Genomic DNA, 15740 nt, shown 5'->3' on the forward strand with positions numbered 1-15740 from the left:
GCCCCACGCTCGGCGGTGGCGTGATCGAATAGGCCGATGCACAGCACCATGCAGCACTGGCCGCTGACGGTCGGTGCCATCCTGCGACACGTCACCGATGTCCACGGTGACCGCACCGTCACCACCCTCTACGACGACGGCTACCGGGCCACCACCTACCGCGAGCTGGGTGCCCGCGTGGCGCAGTTGGCCAACGCGCTGCGACGCATCGGAATCACCGGTGACGAGCGGGTGGCCACCTTCATGTGGAACAACACCGAACACCTGGCCGCCTACCTGGCGATACCGGCGATGGGCGCGGTCCTGCACACGCTCAACATCCGGCTCTTCGCCGAGCAGATCGTCTTCGTCGCCAACGAGGCCGAAGACCGGGTGATCCTGGTCGACGCGTCGCTGATCGGTCTGCTGGCGCCGGTGCTGGCACAACTGGACACCGTGCACACCGTGATCGTCGCCGGCGAGGGTGACATCGCGGCCCTGCAGGACTCCGGCAAGACCGTACTGCGCTACGACGAACTGCTGGCCGCCGAATCCGACGAGTTCGACTGGCCCGACATCGATGAGAACTCCGCGGCCGCCATGTGCTACACCAGCGGCACCACCGGCAATCCCAAAGGCGTGGTCTACAGCCACCGGTCCAACTACCTGCACGCCATGGCGACCTGCACCACCAACGGCCTCGGTGTCGGCTCGATCGACTGTGTGCTGCCGATCGTGCCGATGTTCCACGCCAACGCCTGGGGCCTGCCGTATGCGGCGCTGATGGCCGGCGCGGACCTGGCACTGCCCGACCGCCACCTGGACGCCACGTCGCTGGTCGACCTGATCGAGTCACAGCGTCCCACCTTGGCCGGCGCGGTACCGACGATCTGGAACGACGTCATGCACTACCTGGAACGCGAACCCGGACACGACATCTCGTCGCTGCGCCTGGTGGCCTGCGGCGGCTCCGCGGTCCCGGTGTCGCTGATGCAGACGTTCGAACAGCGTTTCGGCGTGCAGGTGCGGCAACTGTGGGGCATGACCGAGACCTCGCCGATGGCCACCATGGCCTGGCCGCCGCCGGGCACCCCGCCGGAGCGGCACTGGGCGTTGCGCGGCACCCAGGGCCGCCCGATCTGCGGGGTCGAGACCCGCATCGTCGATGACGCCGACCGGGTACTGCCCAAGGATGGCGTGGCCGTCGGGGAACTGGAGGTGCGCGGTGCCTGGATCACCGGCGCATACTTCCGCGGCCAGGACGAATCCAAGTTCTCCTCGGGCTGGCTGCGCACCGGTGACGTGGGCCGCATCGACGCGCAGGGCTTCATCACCCTGACCGACCGGGCCAAGGACGTGATCAAGTCCGGCGGGGAGTGGATCTCCTCGGTGGAGTTGGAGAACGAACTGATCGCCCACCCCGACGTCGTGGAAGCGGCCGTGGTCGGGGTACCCGACGAGCGCTGGCAGGAACGCCCGCTGGCCGTCGTGGTGGCCCGCAGCGGCGCCGCGGTCGACGGAGGGACCCTGCGAACGTTCTTGTCCGACAAGGTCGCCCGCTGGTGGCTGCCGGAACGCTGGACGTTCGTCGAGGCGATCCCGCGCACCAGCGTCGGCAAATACGACAAGAAGACCATCCGGGCCCGGTACTCCGAGGGGCACTACCAAGTGAGTGAGGTGCGTGACTGATGAGCCTGCGTGTCGTTCAATGGGCCACCGGCGGGATCGGGGTGGCCGCGATCAAGGGCGTGCTCGAACACCCCGAGCTCGACCTGGTCGGCTGCTGGGTGCATTCGAAAGCCAAGAGCGGCAAGGACGTCGGCGAGATCATCGGCACCGATCCGGTGGGGGTGACGGCCACCGACAGCGTCGAGGAGATCCTGGCGCTCGACGCCGACGCGGTGATCTACGCGCCGCTGCTGCCCAACGTCGACGAGGTGGCCGCACTGCTGCGGTCGGGGAAGAACGTCATCACCCCGGTCGGCTGGTTCTATCCGACCGAGAAGGAGTCCGGTCCGCTCGACGCGGCGGCCCGCGAGGGCGACGTGACCCTGCACGGTGCCGGCATCGGTCCGGGTGCGGCCACCGAACTGTTCCCGCTGCTGCTGTCGGTGATGTCCACCGGTGTCACATTCATTCGCGGCGAAGAGTATTCGGATCTGCGCACCTACGGCGCCCCGGACGTGGTGCGGCACGTGATGGGTTTCGGCGGCACCCCGGACAAGGCGCTGAGCGGCCCCATGCAGAAACTGCTCGACGGCGGGTTCCGGCAATCGGTGCGGCTGTGCGTGGACCGGCTGGGCTTCGCCGCCGACGAGCACATCCGCTCCTCGCAGGAGATAGCGGTGGCCACCGCGCCGATCGAATCACCGATCGGCACCATCGAACCCGGCCAGGTCGCCGGGCGTCGCTTCCACTGGGAGGCCACCGTCGGCGACGACGTGGTGGTGCGGGTCACCGTCAACTGGCTGATGGGCGAGGAAAACCTCGATCCGGCATGGACATTCGGGCCCGCCGGAGAGCGCTACGAGATGGAGGTCCGCGGCAACCCCGACACCTTCGTCACGGTCAAGGGCTGGCAGCCCGAGACCGTCGAGGCCGGCCTGGTCAGCAACCCGGGCATCGTGGCCACCGCGGCGCACTGTGTCAACGCGATCCCCGCGACCTGCGCGGCCGCCCCGGGCATCGCCGGATTCTTCGACCTGCCGCCCATCACCGGCCGGGCCGCCCCGCACCTGGCACGCTGAAACCGGCATCGTGGAAACGACGTTCAAGCGTGCCCTGGTGCTCGGTGGCGGTGGGGTGGCCGGTATCGCCTGGGAGACCGGCGTGCTCTGCGGTATCGCCGACGAATCTCCCGCTACGGCAAAGGAACTCCTGAATTCCGCGGTGCTGGTGGGTACCTCGGCCGGATCGGCGGTGGCCGCCCAGCTCGGTAGCGGGCTCGAGCTGGAAGAACTGTTCGCCCGCCAGCTATCCGAGACCACCTCGGAGATCGACCCCGGCGCCGGCGGCGCCGAGCTCGACGAGCTGTTCATCGCCGCGATCACCGCGCCGAACACCACCACCGCGCAGAAACTGCAGGGGATCGGCGCGGTTGCCCTGGCCGCGCAGACCATCGCCGCACCGGTGCGGCGGGGCATCATCGCCGACCGCCTGCCGTCACACGACTGGCCGGACCGGACACTGCGGATCACCGCGATCGACATCGACACCGGTGAACTGATGGTCTTCGACGGCGAATCCGGTGTGGAACTCGTCGACGCGGTCGCGGCCAGCTGCGCGGTACCGGGCGCCTGGCCGCCGGTCGTGATCGGTGCGCGCCGCTACATGGACGGCGGCGTGCGCAGCACGATCAACCTCGATGTGGCCGCCGACTGCGACGAGGCCGTGCTGCTGGTGCCCACCGGCGGCGGCGTCGACGGCGAGATCGACGCCTACCGCGGCCGGGTCTGCGCGGTCCTGGCCGACGGCGATGCGCTGCGGGCCTTCGGCGACAATCCGCTGGACCCGGCGTGCCGAGCGGCGTCGGCGCGGGCGGGCCGCGATCAGGGCCGCCGGCAGGCCGCCGCCATCGCCGAGTTTCTTGGCTAGCGACGAGCGCGAGCGCGACGGAGTCGGGTGCTGCGGGTCGTCGCCCTAGGCCGAGGCCTAAGGCGCTTTCGGCGGCGACTTCGCGGTGTCGAGGGCCTGGGCGGCCAGTTCGCGCCCCACCTCGACCAGCTCCGCCGCGCGATGGAAGTCCAGGCTCCGGCAGGAGGACCGGGGCACCTCGATCAACAGGTCCGGTGGGTGTGAGGCGAGCTGGTGCCGGGCCAGCGCCGCCTGGGCGATGTCGATGGTCCGGTTCATCACCTCGAAGCTGCCCAGTTTGGGCACCTCGGGTTCGGGCTCGCCGCCCTCGCCGGTATCACTGTCCGCACCGCTGAACCACGTACCGCGCAGCATCCGATTCAGCCGCCCGGGCGAGACGCCGCGATCGGCGTCCTCGGTGGTCGGGCCGCCGGCCGCCGGGCCGCCCCCGTTGAGGCTCACCGCCACCGTCAGGTCGGCGTTGACGGCGCTGAGCGGGGCCATCGGCAGCGGGTCGAGGATGCCGCCGTCGGCGAGCAGTCGCCCGTCGACCACATGCGGCGCGATCACCCCGGGGATAGCGATCGAGGCGCGGATCGCGGTGTCGACCCGGCCGCGCTGCAGCCACACCGAGCGGCCCGCGATCAAGTCGGTGGCCACCGCGGTGTAGGGCATCGGCAGGTCCTCGATGGCGATGTCGCCCAGCATGTCGCGGACGACGTCGAGGATCTTCTCCGCCCGAAACACCCCCGCCGCGGTGAACGACGGGTCCAGCAGGCGCAGTACCGCGCCCTGGGTGAGCGATTTCGCCCACTCGGCGAAGTCATCGAGGCGCCCCGCGGCCTGCAGACCGCCGACCAGAGCGCCCATCGAGGACCCGGAGATCCCCACGACGTCGTAGCCGCGCTCGCGCAGTTCGGCGATGACCCCGATGTGGGCGTAACCGCGTGCGCCGCCGCTACCCAGTACCAGAGCTACCCGGGCTGCCCGGGATTCCGTAGCAGAGGTCATGCCCACCATTGTGCTGGCCACGCCGCCGGGTTTTCCATCAGCGTGATCGCAACCGGCGAAATCGAGAGAACATGCAGGTCGGAGATGTTTTACCCGGATTGCGCCGCCGGCATCGGCGGCCGACCGTGCAGGTGCTGATTACCGGCCGGCGGCGTCCTCGTCTAACGTGGCGGCCGTGATGGAGCACGTCGGATTCCAGGGCTGTTGTTGCCGCAGCTGAATGCTGCCGCCGACCCCTTCTTGAATCCACCCCATCTCATCCGGAGTTTCCACCATGGCTATCGCCGAACCCATCGCCCTGCGCCGCCCGACCGTCGGAGGGCGCACCCTGCGCCGTCCCGACCTGCTACAGATCACCGACCTGGCCGCCGAGGAAGTGCTGCGCGGCCGTTACGACCACCTACTGCCCGCCACGGGCCTGCCCGACGACGAGCGCTGGTTCGCCCGCATCCACGGCGACGACCGGCTCGACATCTGGCTGATCAGCTGGGTGCCCGGGCACGCCACCGAGTTGCACGACCACGGTGAATCGCTCGGCGCGTTGACCGTGCTGTCCGGAGCGCTCGACGAGTTCCATTGGGACGGCGACCGGTTGGCGCGGCGACGGCTCGACGCCGGGGATCAGGCCGCGTTCTCGCGCGGCTGGGTTCACGACGTGGTGTGGGCGCCGTCGTCGAATTCCGCGGCAGCCGAGCCCGCCGCGCCTACGCTGAGCGTGCACGCCTATTCACCGCCGTTGTTCGAGATGTCCTACTACGACGTCGCGCCCGACAACACGTTGCGTCGGCAACGCACCGAACTGACCGAGCACCCGGAGGCATCATGACCGTGACGCAGCGCACCAGTCGCATCGACGCGATGCTGGCGGCGGCCCGCGCCAAACTGCACCGGTTGAGCGCCGACGAGGTGCCCGCCGCCCTGCGTGCCGGCGCCCACCTGGTCGACATCCGGCCCGCCGCCCAACGGGAGCGCGAAGGCGCGGTGCCGGGCGCGTTGGTCATCGAACGCAACGTGCTGGAGTGGCGATGCGACCCGACCAGCGACGCGCGACTGCCGCAGGCGGTCGACGACGACGTGCAGTGGGTGATCCTGTGCTCGCAGGGCTACACCTCGAGCCTGGCCGCGGCCGCGCTGGTGGACCTAGGCCTGCACCGGGCCACCGACGTCATCGGCGGTTATGAGGCGTTGGCCGCCGTCGGGGAACTGGTGCAGCCGGCGCCGTTGCGGGCACTAAGCATTGGAGTGCAGCAGGGGGCGGAGTCGTTCAGTCTTCTCGGGGGTCCACGTCGCTGGATGTAGGACCGCCGCTGTCGTCGCCCTTCGGGTCAGTGCCCGTGATGGTGATGATGATGCGGGGCGTGCGGCGCATGAGGCGCGTGGGCCGGGGTGGAGTGGTGCGGCGCATCCGGATTGTGCGGCACCGACGGTAGATCCGGCACATCGGGTAGCGAGACCGATCGCGGTGGGTCGGACGCGTCCTTCTCGGCGGGCGCATCGGCGGGCATGTCCAGAAACTCGGGGATACCGGGCTCGACCGGCGCTACCGGTTCGGTCGGGTCGCCGGGAGCGGCGAAGCCGGTCGGGATGCCGCTGAATACGGCCAGCATGCTGAGTGCGATAACCGCGCCGAGGCGCCGACCGGCGTGGATCGGTCGCACGTCAGTCGGCCTGACCATCATGCAGGATGCCGCGAAGTTTCGCGGTCTGCTGTGGTCCCCATCCGGGGGGCTGCAGCACGGCCGCCCAGGCGTCGGCGACGTCCTCGGTGTAGTGGTGCCCATGCCCGGAAGGTACATCGATGGCTACGGCCATGTCGGCGGAGACCTGGAAAAACGTCACGATCGGCTTCCACTGCACCTCGGGGAGAACGTCGTAGCCGCGAGGTTCGCCGAGCCAGTCGGGCTTTCTGAACAACAGGTCGGGATTCCACCACGCGATCGGGTCGGAAGCGTGCTGCAGATAAACCACCCTGGGCGAGGCCCACGGCGCCGATGGCCGGGTGAGGTCCCCGGGGCGCGAAGCGAACCGCGCGTGCTGACCGTCGTGGTAGACCGGCAAGACCATCGGGGACCCCGGATCGCGGTGCGCGGTCAGTTCGGTCCAGATCGTGTTCTGAAAAGTCGGCCCGGTAAAAACTGCGCCATCGGTTCGGGCCAGCACATTGTTGAGACCCATGAATGGCGCCTCACCGCCGAACGAGCCCAGACTCTCGCCGAACACCACGATCTTGGGTCGCTTCGTCTCGGGCAACGCGCGTACCCGTGCGTCGACCGCTTCGAACAATGCCCGTCCGGCTTGGCGCGCGTTCTCCTTGTCCACCAGGAACGACAACCAGCTGGGCAGGAACGAATACTGCATGCTCACGATCGCGGTGTTGCCGTTGAACATGTACTCCAACGCCGACGAATGGGCTTCGTTGACCCAACCGGTACCGGTCGTGGTCGCCACCGCGATGACGTCGCGTTCCAACCCCCCGGCGCGTTCGAGTTCCCGTGCCGCCAACTCGGCGGTCGCGTCGATCCCGTCCGCTGACTTCAAGCCCGCATAGGCACGGATCGGCTCGAGGGCCGGGGACCGGTTGAATGCGGTCAGCTGTGCGACGGTCGGACCGCCTTCGATGAAGACGCGGCCCTCGCGTCCCAGCGACGGCCACGAGGCCAGCGAACCCGGACCACCCGACCGGTGCGGACTGTCCGGCGGTGCGGTGTGGTTGTCCATCTCGTTGTTGAGTGCAGCGAAGGTGTGGTTCATGGTGCGCATCGCGACCTTCACCACCACTCCGTTGAGCAGGGCTACCACCAGCGCAACCAACAACGCCACTGTGGCGACCGCCGAAACCCGCGGTGGCGCCACCCGATTGAGTTGCCCGGCCAGAGACCGGGTCAGGCGACGAATCAACTGGCCGATCTCGACCAGCGAATACAACACGATGACCGACAGCAGCGCAGCCCACGGATAGGCGGTCCAGCTCAAATGCGCGACGCCCATCAGATCGCGTACCCGGTCCTGCCAGACGTGGAACCAGAAATTCATGCCGACGATGCCGGCGACGGCGATTGGAACCAGGAGCGCCCAGGCCCAGCGCGGGGCAGCCGGGCTGGAATCCGCCGACCGTAGGTAGCGGACCAGCCACACCGCGAACACACCCAGGCCGTAACCCACGGCGCCCGATGCGCCGCTGACCAGACCCTGAAAAAGTGGGCCGCGGGGCAGTAGCGACGGCGTCAGCGACAGCCAGAGGAACGCCACACCGAACGCTGTACCGGTGAACGTGTAATGCCGGACCCACCAGGGTTTGCCGGGGCGCGGCGGCGGCACCGGCTCGGCGGCGGTAACGACGACGGGCTCCGACATGGGGTATGTCCTAGCGGTGGGTGAAGTTGGCGGGCCGCTTCTCGGTGAAGGCCGCCATGCCCTCGGTCTGGTCGTCGGTGGCGAACAGTGCGTGGAACACTCGCCGCTCATAGAGCAGGCCCTCGGCGAGGGTGGACTCGTAGGCGCGGTTGACGGCTTCCTTGGCCGTCTGCGCGGCCACCAGTGACATCCCGGCGATGGTCGCGGCGACCTTGCCGGCCTCGGTGAGCAGGTCGTCGGCGGGCACCACCCGTGACACCAGCCCGGAACGTTCGGCTTCGGCGGCGTCGATGGTGCGGCCGGTCAGGATCAGGTCCATCGCCTTGGCCTTGCCGATGGCCCGGGTCAGGCGTTGCGAGCCGCCCATGCCGGGGATCACCCCGAGCTTGATCTCGGGCTGGCCGAACTTGGCGGTGTCGGCGGCGATCAGCAGGTCACACATCATGGCCAGCTCGCAGCCGCCACCCAGCGCGTGCCCGGCGACCGCGGCGATGGTCGGGGTGCGCACCGCGGCCAGCTTGGACCAGGCGGCGAAGAAGTCGGCCGCGAACACGTCGGCGAAGCTCAGGTCGGCCATCTCTTTGATGTCCGCGCCGGCGGCGAACGCCTTCGCGCTACCGGTGATGATGATCGCGCCGATGCCCGGGTCCGCGTCGAATTCGGCGGCGGCAGTGGTGACTTCGTGCATCACCTGGCTGTTGAGTGCATTGAGCGCCTGCGGGCGGTTCAAGGTGATGGTGCCGACCCGGCCGTCGCGGTCGACGATGATGGTCTGGTAGTCGTGCTGGCTCATGACGTGCTCCTTAGAAGGTGATGTCGGGCTCGGCGGGAACGAAGTACGCGTCGATGTCGGCGGCGGTCACATCGGCCAGGGTGGCCGGGGACCACTGCGGGTTGCGGTCCTTGTCGACCAACTGGGCGCGGATCCCCTCCACCAGGTCATGGGTGCGCAGCGACGCGCACGACACCCGGAACTCCTGGACCAGGACCTCTTCCAGGGTGGCGAGATCGCCGGCCCGCCGCACCGACTCCAAGGTGACCGACAGCGCGATCGGGGAGCGGGTGCCGATCAGTTCGGCGGCGGCGTTGGCGTCGGGGCTGGCGTGGCCGGCCAGCGCGGCCACGATCTGTGCGACGGTGTCGTGCGCGTAGCACTCGTCGATCCAGTCCCGGTGTCCGGCAAGAGCACTCGGCGGCGGCTCGATGGCGTGCGCGGCCAGTGCGGCGTCCACCCCGTCGGCGACGGTCGCGGCGGTGAACGCCTCCAGCGACGCGTGCGGCACGTAGTGGTCGGCGAAGCCCAGGGCGATCGCGTCGGCCCCGGAGAACGGCGCCCCGGTCAACGCCGCGTGCAGTCCGAGCCGACCCGGCGAGCGGGAGAGCAGGTAGGTGCCGCCGACGTCGGGGATGAAGCCGATGCCGACCTCGGGCATGGCCATCTTGGTGGTGTCGGTGACCACCCGGGTGTTCGCGTGCGCCCCGACGCCGACCCCGCCGCCCATCACGATGCCGTCCATCAACGACACATACGGCTTGGGGTACGCCCCGATCTGCGCGTTGAGCAGGTACTCGTCGTACCAGAATCGGCGGGCGTCGGCGCCGTCGGCTTTGGCGCTGTGATAGATCGCCACCACGTCGCCGCCGGCGCAAAGCCCGCGCTCGCCGGCCCCGTCCAGCACCACCGCGGCGATGCCCGGGTCGTCGGCCCAGGCTGTCAGCGCCGCGGTCATCGCGGTCACCATCGGATAGTTCAGCGAGTTGATCGCTTTCGGCCGGTTGAGTGTCAGCCGACCGATCCCGTTGTCGACACGGGCCAAGACGTCGTCAGATTCGTCTGTCACGCCTTCGCAATGTAGATACCTCGCCGCGCTCCCCGCACCGCGGGTAAGGTTTGGCGGCAAGACGCCCTAACGCCGCCGGGGAACTCCGGCGGGTCGGGAAACGTTGACGAAGTGTTCGTAACCCTTCGGTTTCACAAACCCAAGAGAGGATCGGGACGGTGCGGGAGACCAGCAACCCGGTATTTCGTTCGATGCCCAAGCAGGGCGGCTACGCCCAGTTCGGGACCGGTATGGCCGGCGCGACTCAGCAGATGAGCCAGACCTACCAGGCCGACCCGGCCATGCTGCAGTACCAGCAGCAACAGCAGGTCAGCCGACCGCTGACCATCGATGACGTGGTCACCAAGACCGGCATCACGTTGGGGGTGCTGAGCCTCTCGGCGATCGTGTCCTTCTTCATGGTGACGTCCAACCAGGCGTTGGCCGGTCCACTGGCCATGATCGGCGCCCTCGGCGGTCTGGCGCTGGTCCTGATCGGCACCTTCGCCCGCAAGCAGGACAGCAAGGCGTTGGTGCTCAGCTACGCGGTGCTCGAGGGCATGTTCCTGGGCGCCATCTCGTTCGTGCTGACCGCGCTCACCGTCGGGACCAGCAACGCCGGTTCGATGATCGGGCAGGCCGTGATGGGCACCTTCGGCGTGTTCGGCGGCATGCTGGTGGTCTACAAGACCGGCGCCATCCGCGTCACCCCGAAGTTCACCCGCATGCTGGTCGCCTCGATGTTCGGTGTGCTGGCGTTGATGATCGGCAACCTGGTGCTGTCGCTGTTCGGCGTCGGCGGAGGCGAAGGACTGGGGCTGCGCAGCGGCGGAACCCTGTCGATCGTGTTCTCGCTGGTGTGCATCGGCATCGCCGCGTTCAGCTTCCTGATCGACTTCGACGCTGCCGACCAGCTGATCCGGGCCGGCGCGCCGGAGAAGGCCGCCTGGGGTATCGCGCTGGGCCTGACCGTGACCCTGGTCTGGCTCTACATCGAGATCCTGCGTCTGCTCAGCTACTTCCAGAACGAGTGACCTAGAGCGGTTTCCGGTGATGCTGCGCCGGGGGCGTAAGTGCGCATAGCGCCGGCCCCCGGCGCAGCGTCATTTCTGGGTGGACACCCTACAAATGACTCTGCGCCCAGGGCGGGGACTACTCGAACGTTCCCGCCCTGGGCGCAGTGTCAACGCGAAACTAGGAGAGGCGCTCCACGATCATCGCCATGCCCTGACCGCCGCCGACACACATGGTCTCCACGCCGAACTGCTTGTCGTGGGTGGCCAGGTTGTTCAGCAGGGTGGCGGTGATCCGGGCACCGGTCATACCGAACGGGTGGCCCAGGGCGATCGCGCCGCCGGACACATTCAGCTTGTCCTCGTCGATACCCAGCGCGCGGGCCGAACCCAGCACCTGCACCGCGAAGGCCTCGTTGATCTCGAACAGGTCGATGTCGGAGACCGACATCTTGGCGTTGGCCAGCGCCTTCTTGACGGCCTCGATCGGGCCCAGGCCCATGATCTCCGGCGACAGGCCCGACACCCCGGTGGCCACGATGCGGGCCAGCGGCTTGAGGCCCAGTTCCTTGGCCTTGGTGTCGCTGGTGATGACCACCGCGGCCGCGCCGTCGTTGAGCGGGCAGGCGTTGCCGGCGGTGATCGTGCCGTTGGGGCGGAACACCGGCTTGAGCTGGCTGATCTTGTCGTAGGTGGTGCCGGCGCGCGGGCCGTCGTCGGTGCTCACCACGGTGCCGTCGGGCAGCGTGACCGGGGAGATCTCGCGGGCGAAGAAGCCGCTCTTGATGGCCTCCTCGGCGCGGTTCTGGCTGCGAACACCCCAGTGGTCCTGGTCTTCACGGCTGATCCCGGTGTGCAGCACCACGTTCTCGGCGGTCTGGCCCATCGCGATGTAGACGTCGGGCAGCAGGCCGTCGGTGCGCGGGTCGTGCCACTCGGTGGCACCCTCGGCACCGGCCTCCGAGCGAGCCATGGCGTCGGCGAACAGCGGGTTCTTGCTGTTGGGGGCGCCGTCGGCGGCACCGATACCGAAGTTGGACACGGTCTCCACCCCGGCGGAGATGAAGGCGTCGCCCTCACCGGCCTTGATCGCGTGGAAGGCCATCCGGGTGGTCTGCAGCGACGAGGAGCAGTACCGGTTCACCGTGGTGCCGGGCAGGAAGTCGTAGCCCAGCAGCACCGACACGACCCGGCCGATGTTGTAGCCGGACGCGCCGCCGGGCTGGCCGCAGCCCATCATCAGGTCGTCGATCTCGCGCGGGTCCAGTGCGGGCACCTTGTCCAGCGCGGCGCGCACCATCTGGGCGGCCAGGTCATCCGGGCGCATACCGACCAGGGAGCCCTTGCCGGCCCGGCCGATCGGTGAACGAGCAGTGGAAACGATGACGGCTTCGGGCACGGCTACTCCTTGTGATCGGGTATTTGAGCCGAATCTAGTCCGAAGTGGTCGCCGAGCGGGAATCGGGCCGGTCCAAAGCGGCGCAGAGTGCGGGGATGACCTGCATCGTTGCCAGCGCGTACCCGGCGGCCGACGGATGGTACTGGTCCTGGGCGAACAGCAACTCCGGGGCGTCGCGGAACTCCCGGGCCCGGAAGTCGGCGAACGGGACGGTGGTACCGCCCGCGGCTTTGACCGCCCGGGCCTGGGCCCGCGCCAACTGCCGTGCGCGGGTATGGGCGATCCAACGCAAGGGTTGGGGGATCGCGCTGACCGCCCCCAGATCCGGGCAGGTGGTGACGATGACCGCGGCCCCGGCGGCACGCAGGCGTCGTACCGCCGCGTGCAGGCGCTGCACCGAACCGGCGATGCCGTTGAACGAGGTGACGTCGTTGGCGCCGATCATGATCACCGCCGCGTCCGGTGGCGGGCCGGCGACGAACATGGCATCCACCTGGCCGGCCAGCCCCTTGGAGGTGGCACCCACGATCGCCTTGGTGCTCAACCGCACCCGCAGACCGCCGCGCCGCGCCAGGGCCTTGGCGATCAGTGCGCCGGGAACCTCGTCGGCCGACAGACAGCCGTAGCCGGTCGCCGTCGAGTCACCGAAGATCATCAGGTGCAGGTCTACGGCCATGTCACGCTGGTAGCGCTGCACCGGCGCGTCGCCGGGTACGTAGACGCCGTCGGCGCGGGGCGGGGTGGCGCACGCCTTGGGGATCATCAGGCGGGCCCGGTCGGCCTGGCCGACCAACAGGTTGCGAACACCGACGTAGAGGCTGCCGCCGGAGGCGATCGCGCCGGCGGCCATCAAGGTCGCCGTCGACCGTCGTGGAGCCCGGATCCCCATGCCGCAAGTGTAGGGAGCAGCCCCGCGGGCCGGCGGCACTCAGCAAACTGAAACGGTCACGATGTGGACCCGATGCAGTATCGGAACGAATCCTAAGATTTCTTCTCAATTTTCTGCGTGTGACGATGGTCTCCTACCGCGTTGGCTGTGCCGGCCCGGGCCGGTTGGAGGGAGTGTTCGCCATGACCGCACCCAGCAGAATTCCCAGCTCGCCGCGCGTGGCGACCCGGCTGCACCCCGACTCGCGACTGCGTCGCCAGCTCCGCAACGACGGGCTGCCCGTCGAGGTCGTCGAGGACTCGCCCAGCGTCGAAGGCCGGTTGGCGTGGCTGGCGGCCCGCGCCACCATCCGGCCGGTGCTATCGGTCGGCAGCTATCTGCCGCGGATGCCGTGGCCGTTCGGGTTGGTCGACTTCGCCGCCAAGGCGGTGCTGCCGGCGCCGGGCACCGTGCGCGCCACCATCCGGTTGCCGCGCTGCACCGCGCAACTGGTGCGCGCCGCCGGCGTGCTGCCGGCCGACGGCACCCGCCGCGTCGTGCTCTACATGCACGGTGGGGCGTTTCTGACCTGCGGAGCCAACACCCACGGTCGCCTGGTCACCAAGCTGTCGAAGTACGCCGACAGCCCGGTCCTGGTGGTGGAGTACCGGATGATCCCCAAATACTCCATCGCCGACGCGCTCGACGACTGCTACGACGGCTACCGGTGGCTGCGCCGCCAGGGCTATCGGCCCGACCAGATCGTGCTGGCCGGCGATTCCGCGGGCGGCTACCTGTCGCTGGCGCTGGCCCAGCGGTTGCAGGACGAGTGCCTGGAAGGCGACGAGGACGACATGCCGGCCGCGATCGTGGCGCTGTCGCCGCTGCTGGAGATCGCCAAGGAGGCGAAGAAGGCGCACCCCAACATCCACACCGGCGCGATGTTCCCGCCCAAGGCGTTCGACGCACTGGTCGAACTGGTGGAAGCGGCGGCCCGGCGGGACCGCACCCACTGCAGCACCGTCGCCGAACCGTTGCAACACGTCCGGCCGGGCCTTCCGCGCACGCTGATCCATGTCTCCGGGTCCGAGGTACTGCTGCACGACGCCCGGTTGGGAGCCAAGATCCTGGCGGCCGCCGGCGTGCCGGTGGAACTGCGGGTGTGGCCCGGCCAGATCCACGTCTTCCAGATCACCGCGCCGTTCGTGCCGGAGGCCACCCGCTCGTTGCGGCAGATCGGCGAATACATTCGCGAGGCGACCGGATGACCCGCCCGGTCCCAGCGCCGGGGCCAATAACCTGAGACGATGGCAGGCATGCGGATAGCGCGCCACATCAGTGACCTGATCGGCAACACCCCACTGGTCGAGCTGAGTTCGGTCGTTCCGCCCGGGGCGGGCCGGGTGGTCGCCAAGGTCGAGTACCTCAATCCGGGCGCCAGCTCCAAGGACCGCATCGCGGTCAAGATGATTGACGCCGCGGAGGCCAGCGGGGCACTGCGGCCCGGCGGCACGATCGTCGAACCCACCTCGGGCAACACCGGGGTCGGGCTGGCGCTGGTGGCCCAGCGTCGTGGCTACAAGTGTGTGTTCGTCTGCCCGGACAAGGTCAGCGAGGACAAACAGAACGTGTTGCGCGCCTACGGCGCCGAAGTCGTGGTGTGCCCGACGGCGGTCCCGCCGGACGACCCCGCCAGCTACTACAGCGTCTCCAACCGGCTGGTCGCCGAGATCGACGGCGCGTGGAAGCCCGACCAGTACTCCAACCCGGCCGGCCCGGAGAGCCACTACGAGACCACCGGACCGGAGATCTGGGCCGACACCGACGGGCAGGTCACCCACTTCGTCGCCGGTATCGGGACCGGGGGAACGATCACCGGTACCGGCCGCTACCTCAAAGAGGTATCCGCCGGGCGGCCGGGGGGACCGGTACGAGTCATCGGCGCCGACCCGGAAGGCTCGGTGTACTCCGGTGGCACCGGCCGGCCCTACCTGGTGGAAGGCGTCGGCGAGGACTTCTGGCCGGCCGCCTACGACCCCGCCGTCCCCGACGGGATCATCGCCGTCTCGGACGCCGACTCGTTCGAGATGACCCGCCGGTTGGCCCGTGAGGAAGCGCTGCTGGTCGGCGGGTCCTGCGGCATGGCCGTGGTGGCCGCGGTGGAGACCGCCGTGCAGGCCGGACCCGATGCGCTCGTGGTGGTGCTGCTGCCCGACGGTGGCCGGGGCTACATGTCGAAGCTGTTCAACGACTCCTGGATGTCGTCCTACGGGTTCCTGCGGACCCGACTCGACGGCTCGACCGTGCAGTCCACCGTCGGCGACGTGCTGCGCGCAAAATCCGGTGTGCTGCCCGACCTGGTGCACACCCACCCGTCGGAGACCGTCCGCGACGCCATCGGAATCCTGCGCGAATACGGGGTGTCGCAGATGCCGGTTGTCGGTGCCGAGCCGCCGGTGATGGCCGGCGAGGTGGCCGGCAGCGTCTCCGAACGCGACCTGCTCTCCGCGGTGTTCGAGGGGCGTGCCAAGCTCGCCGACGCGGTGAGCCAGCACATGGGCCCGCCGTTGCCGTTGATCGGCTCCGGCGAGGTCGTCGGCGTCGCCGCGACCACCCTGTCCGAGGTGGACGCGGTGATGGTGGTCGAGGACGGTAAGCCGGTGGGTGTCATCACCCGCCACGATCTGTTGGGCTTCCTGTCCGACGGGACGCGACGCAAGTAG

Annotated in this window: 15 protein-coding genes; 8 read left to right on the top strand and 7 right to left on the bottom strand. The window is 69.1% G+C overall.

What is annotated here, in order from left to right:
- Positions 1-36 precede the first annotated feature (36 nt).
- The 3 genes from RCP38_RS04720 to RCP38_RS04730 are packed head-to-tail and all read left to right on the top strand — an operon-like array spanning position 37 to position 3573.
- The gene (locus RCP38_RS04720; protein ID WP_308475870.1) at positions 37-1668 is read left to right on the top strand and encodes a long-chain fatty acid--CoA ligase; all 1632 of its coding nucleotides are present in this window, start codon (positions 37-39) and stop codon (positions 1666-1668) included.
- The gene (locus RCP38_RS04725) at positions 1668-2726 is read left to right on the top strand and encodes an NAD(P)H-dependent amine dehydrogenase family protein (protein WP_308475872.1); all 1059 of its coding nucleotides are present in this window, start codon (positions 1668-1670) and stop codon (positions 2724-2726) included. The genes RCP38_RS04720 and RCP38_RS04725 overlap by 1 nt, the downstream gene beginning before the upstream one ends.
- A 10-nt stretch (positions 2727-2736) precedes the next feature.
- The gene (locus tag RCP38_RS04730; RefSeq protein WP_308475874.1) at positions 2737-3573 is read left to right on the top strand and encodes a patatin-like phospholipase family protein; all 837 of its coding nucleotides are present in this window, start codon (positions 2737-2739) and stop codon (positions 3571-3573) included.
- 57 nt (positions 3574-3630) lie between these two features.
- Here RCP38_RS04730 and RCP38_RS04735 read toward each other — a convergent pair whose 3' ends face one another.
- Positions 3631-4563, bottom strand: a complete 933-nt coding sequence (locus tag RCP38_RS04735) for a patatin-like phospholipase family protein (protein WP_308475875.1) — start codon at positions 4561-4563, stop codon at positions 3631-3633.
- 274 nt (positions 4564-4837) lie between these two features.
- On the opposite strand from RCP38_RS04735, the gene RCP38_RS04740 reads away from it, so the two are divergent.
- Both RCP38_RS04740 and RCP38_RS04745 read left to right on the top strand, forming a co-directional pair.
- Positions 4838-5389, top strand: a complete 552-nt coding sequence (locus tag RCP38_RS04740) for a cysteine dioxygenase (RefSeq protein ID WP_308475876.1) — start codon at positions 4838-4840, stop codon at positions 5387-5389.
- Complete coding sequence (locus RCP38_RS04745; RefSeq protein ID WP_308475878.1) at positions 5386-5862, top strand: rhodanese-like domain-containing protein; 477 nt, start codon at positions 5386-5388, stop codon at positions 5860-5862. The genes RCP38_RS04740 and RCP38_RS04745 overlap by 4 nt, the downstream gene beginning before the upstream one ends.
- Positions 5863-5888: 26 nt before the next feature.
- On the opposite strand, the gene RCP38_RS04750 is transcribed toward RCP38_RS04745, so the two are convergent.
- The 4 genes from RCP38_RS04750 to RCP38_RS04765 are packed head-to-tail and all read right to left on the bottom strand — an operon-like array spanning position 5889 to position 9758.
- Positions 5889-6170, bottom strand: a complete 282-nt coding sequence (locus RCP38_RS04750; RefSeq protein ID WP_308475880.1) for a hypothetical protein — start codon at positions 6168-6170, stop codon at positions 5889-5891.
- Positions 6171-6222: 52 nt separating this feature from the next.
- Positions 6223-7917: an alpha/beta hydrolase gene (locus tag RCP38_RS04755; protein ID WP_308475881.1), complete on the bottom strand. Its 1695-nt coding sequence runs from the start codon at positions 7915-7917 to the stop codon at positions 6223-6225.
- A gap of 10 nt (positions 7918-7927) precedes the next feature.
- Positions 7928-8710, bottom strand: a complete 783-nt coding sequence (locus RCP38_RS04760; protein ID WP_308475882.1) for an enoyl-CoA hydratase — start codon at positions 8708-8710, stop codon at positions 7928-7930.
- A gap of 10 nt (positions 8711-8720) precedes the next feature.
- Entirely contained in the window at positions 8721-9758 is a 1038-nt protein-coding gene (locus RCP38_RS04765) for an enoyl-CoA hydratase/isomerase family protein (RefSeq protein WP_308475884.1), read from the bottom strand.
- Between the two features lie 158 nt (positions 9759-9916).
- On the opposite strand from RCP38_RS04765, the gene RCP38_RS04770 reads away from it, so the two are divergent.
- Positions 9917-10771 carry a Bax inhibitor-1/YccA family protein gene (locus RCP38_RS04770; RefSeq protein WP_308475885.1) on the top strand — a complete coding sequence of 285 codons (855 nt, stop codon included), beginning with the start codon at positions 9917-9919 and terminating at the stop codon, positions 10769-10771.
- Between the two features lie 160 nt (positions 10772-10931).
- On the opposite strand, the gene RCP38_RS04775 is transcribed toward RCP38_RS04770, so the two are convergent.
- Complete coding sequence (locus RCP38_RS04775) at positions 10932-12149, bottom strand: acetyl-CoA C-acetyltransferase (protein ID WP_308475886.1); 1218 nt, start codon at positions 12147-12149, stop codon at positions 10932-10934.
- Positions 12150-12183: 34 nt separating this feature from the next.
- On the bottom strand, positions 12184-13038 hold the full coding sequence (locus RCP38_RS04780; protein ID WP_308475888.1) for an SGNH/GDSL hydrolase family protein: 855 nt from the start codon (positions 13036-13038) through the stop codon (positions 12184-12186).
- Between the two features lie 182 nt (positions 13039-13220).
- On the opposite strand from RCP38_RS04780, the gene RCP38_RS04785 reads away from it, so the two are divergent.
- Together RCP38_RS04785 and RCP38_RS04790 are read left to right on the top strand one after the other, a co-directional pair.
- Positions 13221-14285 carry an alpha/beta hydrolase gene (locus RCP38_RS04785; RefSeq protein ID WP_308475890.1) on the top strand — a complete coding sequence of 355 codons (1065 nt, stop codon included), beginning with the start codon at positions 13221-13223 and terminating at the stop codon, positions 14283-14285.
- Positions 14286-14333: 48 nt separating this feature from the next.
- Complete coding sequence (locus tag RCP38_RS04790) at positions 14334-15740, top strand: cystathionine beta-synthase (RefSeq protein ID WP_308477061.1); 1407 nt, start codon at positions 14334-14336, stop codon at positions 15738-15740.

It is taken from the genome of Mycolicibacter sp. MU0083 (assembly GCF_963378075.1).
GTDB lineage: Bacteria > Actinomycetota > Actinomycetes > Mycobacteriales > Mycobacteriaceae > Mycobacterium > Mycobacterium kokjensenii.

Excerpts from the sequence above, each read along its gene's own strand:
- RCP38_RS04740 (WP_308475876.1), top strand. The coding sequence starts at position 4,838 with ATGGCTATCGCCGAACCCATCGCCCTGCGCCGCCCGACCGTCGGAGGG.
- RCP38_RS04720 (WP_308475870.1), top strand. The coding sequence starts at position 37 with ATGCACAGCACCATGCAGCACTGGCCGCTGACGGTCGGTGCCATCCTG.
- RCP38_RS04790 (WP_308477061.1), top strand. The coding sequence starts at position 14,334 with ATGCGGATAGCGCGCCACATCAGTGACCTGATCGGCAACACCCCACTG.
- RCP38_RS04745 (WP_308475878.1), top strand. The coding sequence starts at position 5,386 with ATGACCGTGACGCAGCGCACCAGTCGCATCGACGCGATGCTGGCGGCG.
- RCP38_RS04760 (WP_308475882.1), bottom strand. The coding sequence starts at position 8,710 with ATGAGCCAGCACGACTACCAGACCATCATCGTCGACCGCGACGGCCGG.
- RCP38_RS04755 (WP_308475881.1), bottom strand. The coding sequence starts at position 7,917 with ATGTCGGAGCCCGTCGTCGTTACCGCCGCCGAGCCGGTGCCGCCGCCG.
- RCP38_RS04735 (WP_308475875.1), bottom strand. The coding sequence starts at position 4,563 with ATGACCTCTGCTACGGAATCCCGGGCAGCCCGGGTAGCTCTGGTACTG.
- RCP38_RS04780 (WP_308475888.1), bottom strand. The coding sequence starts at position 13,038 with ATGGGGATCCGGGCTCCACGACGGTCGACGGCGACCTTGATGGCCGCC.
- RCP38_RS04785 (WP_308475890.1), top strand. The coding sequence starts at position 13,221 with ATGACCGCACCCAGCAGAATTCCCAGCTCGCCGCGCGTGGCGACCCGG.
- RCP38_RS04725 (WP_308475872.1), top strand. The coding sequence starts at position 1,668 with ATGAGCCTGCGTGTCGTTCAATGGGCCACCGGCGGGATCGGGGTGGCC.
- RCP38_RS04750 (WP_308475880.1), bottom strand. The coding sequence starts at position 6,170 with ATGCTGGCCGTATTCAGCGGCATCCCGACCGGCTTCGCCGCTCCCGGC.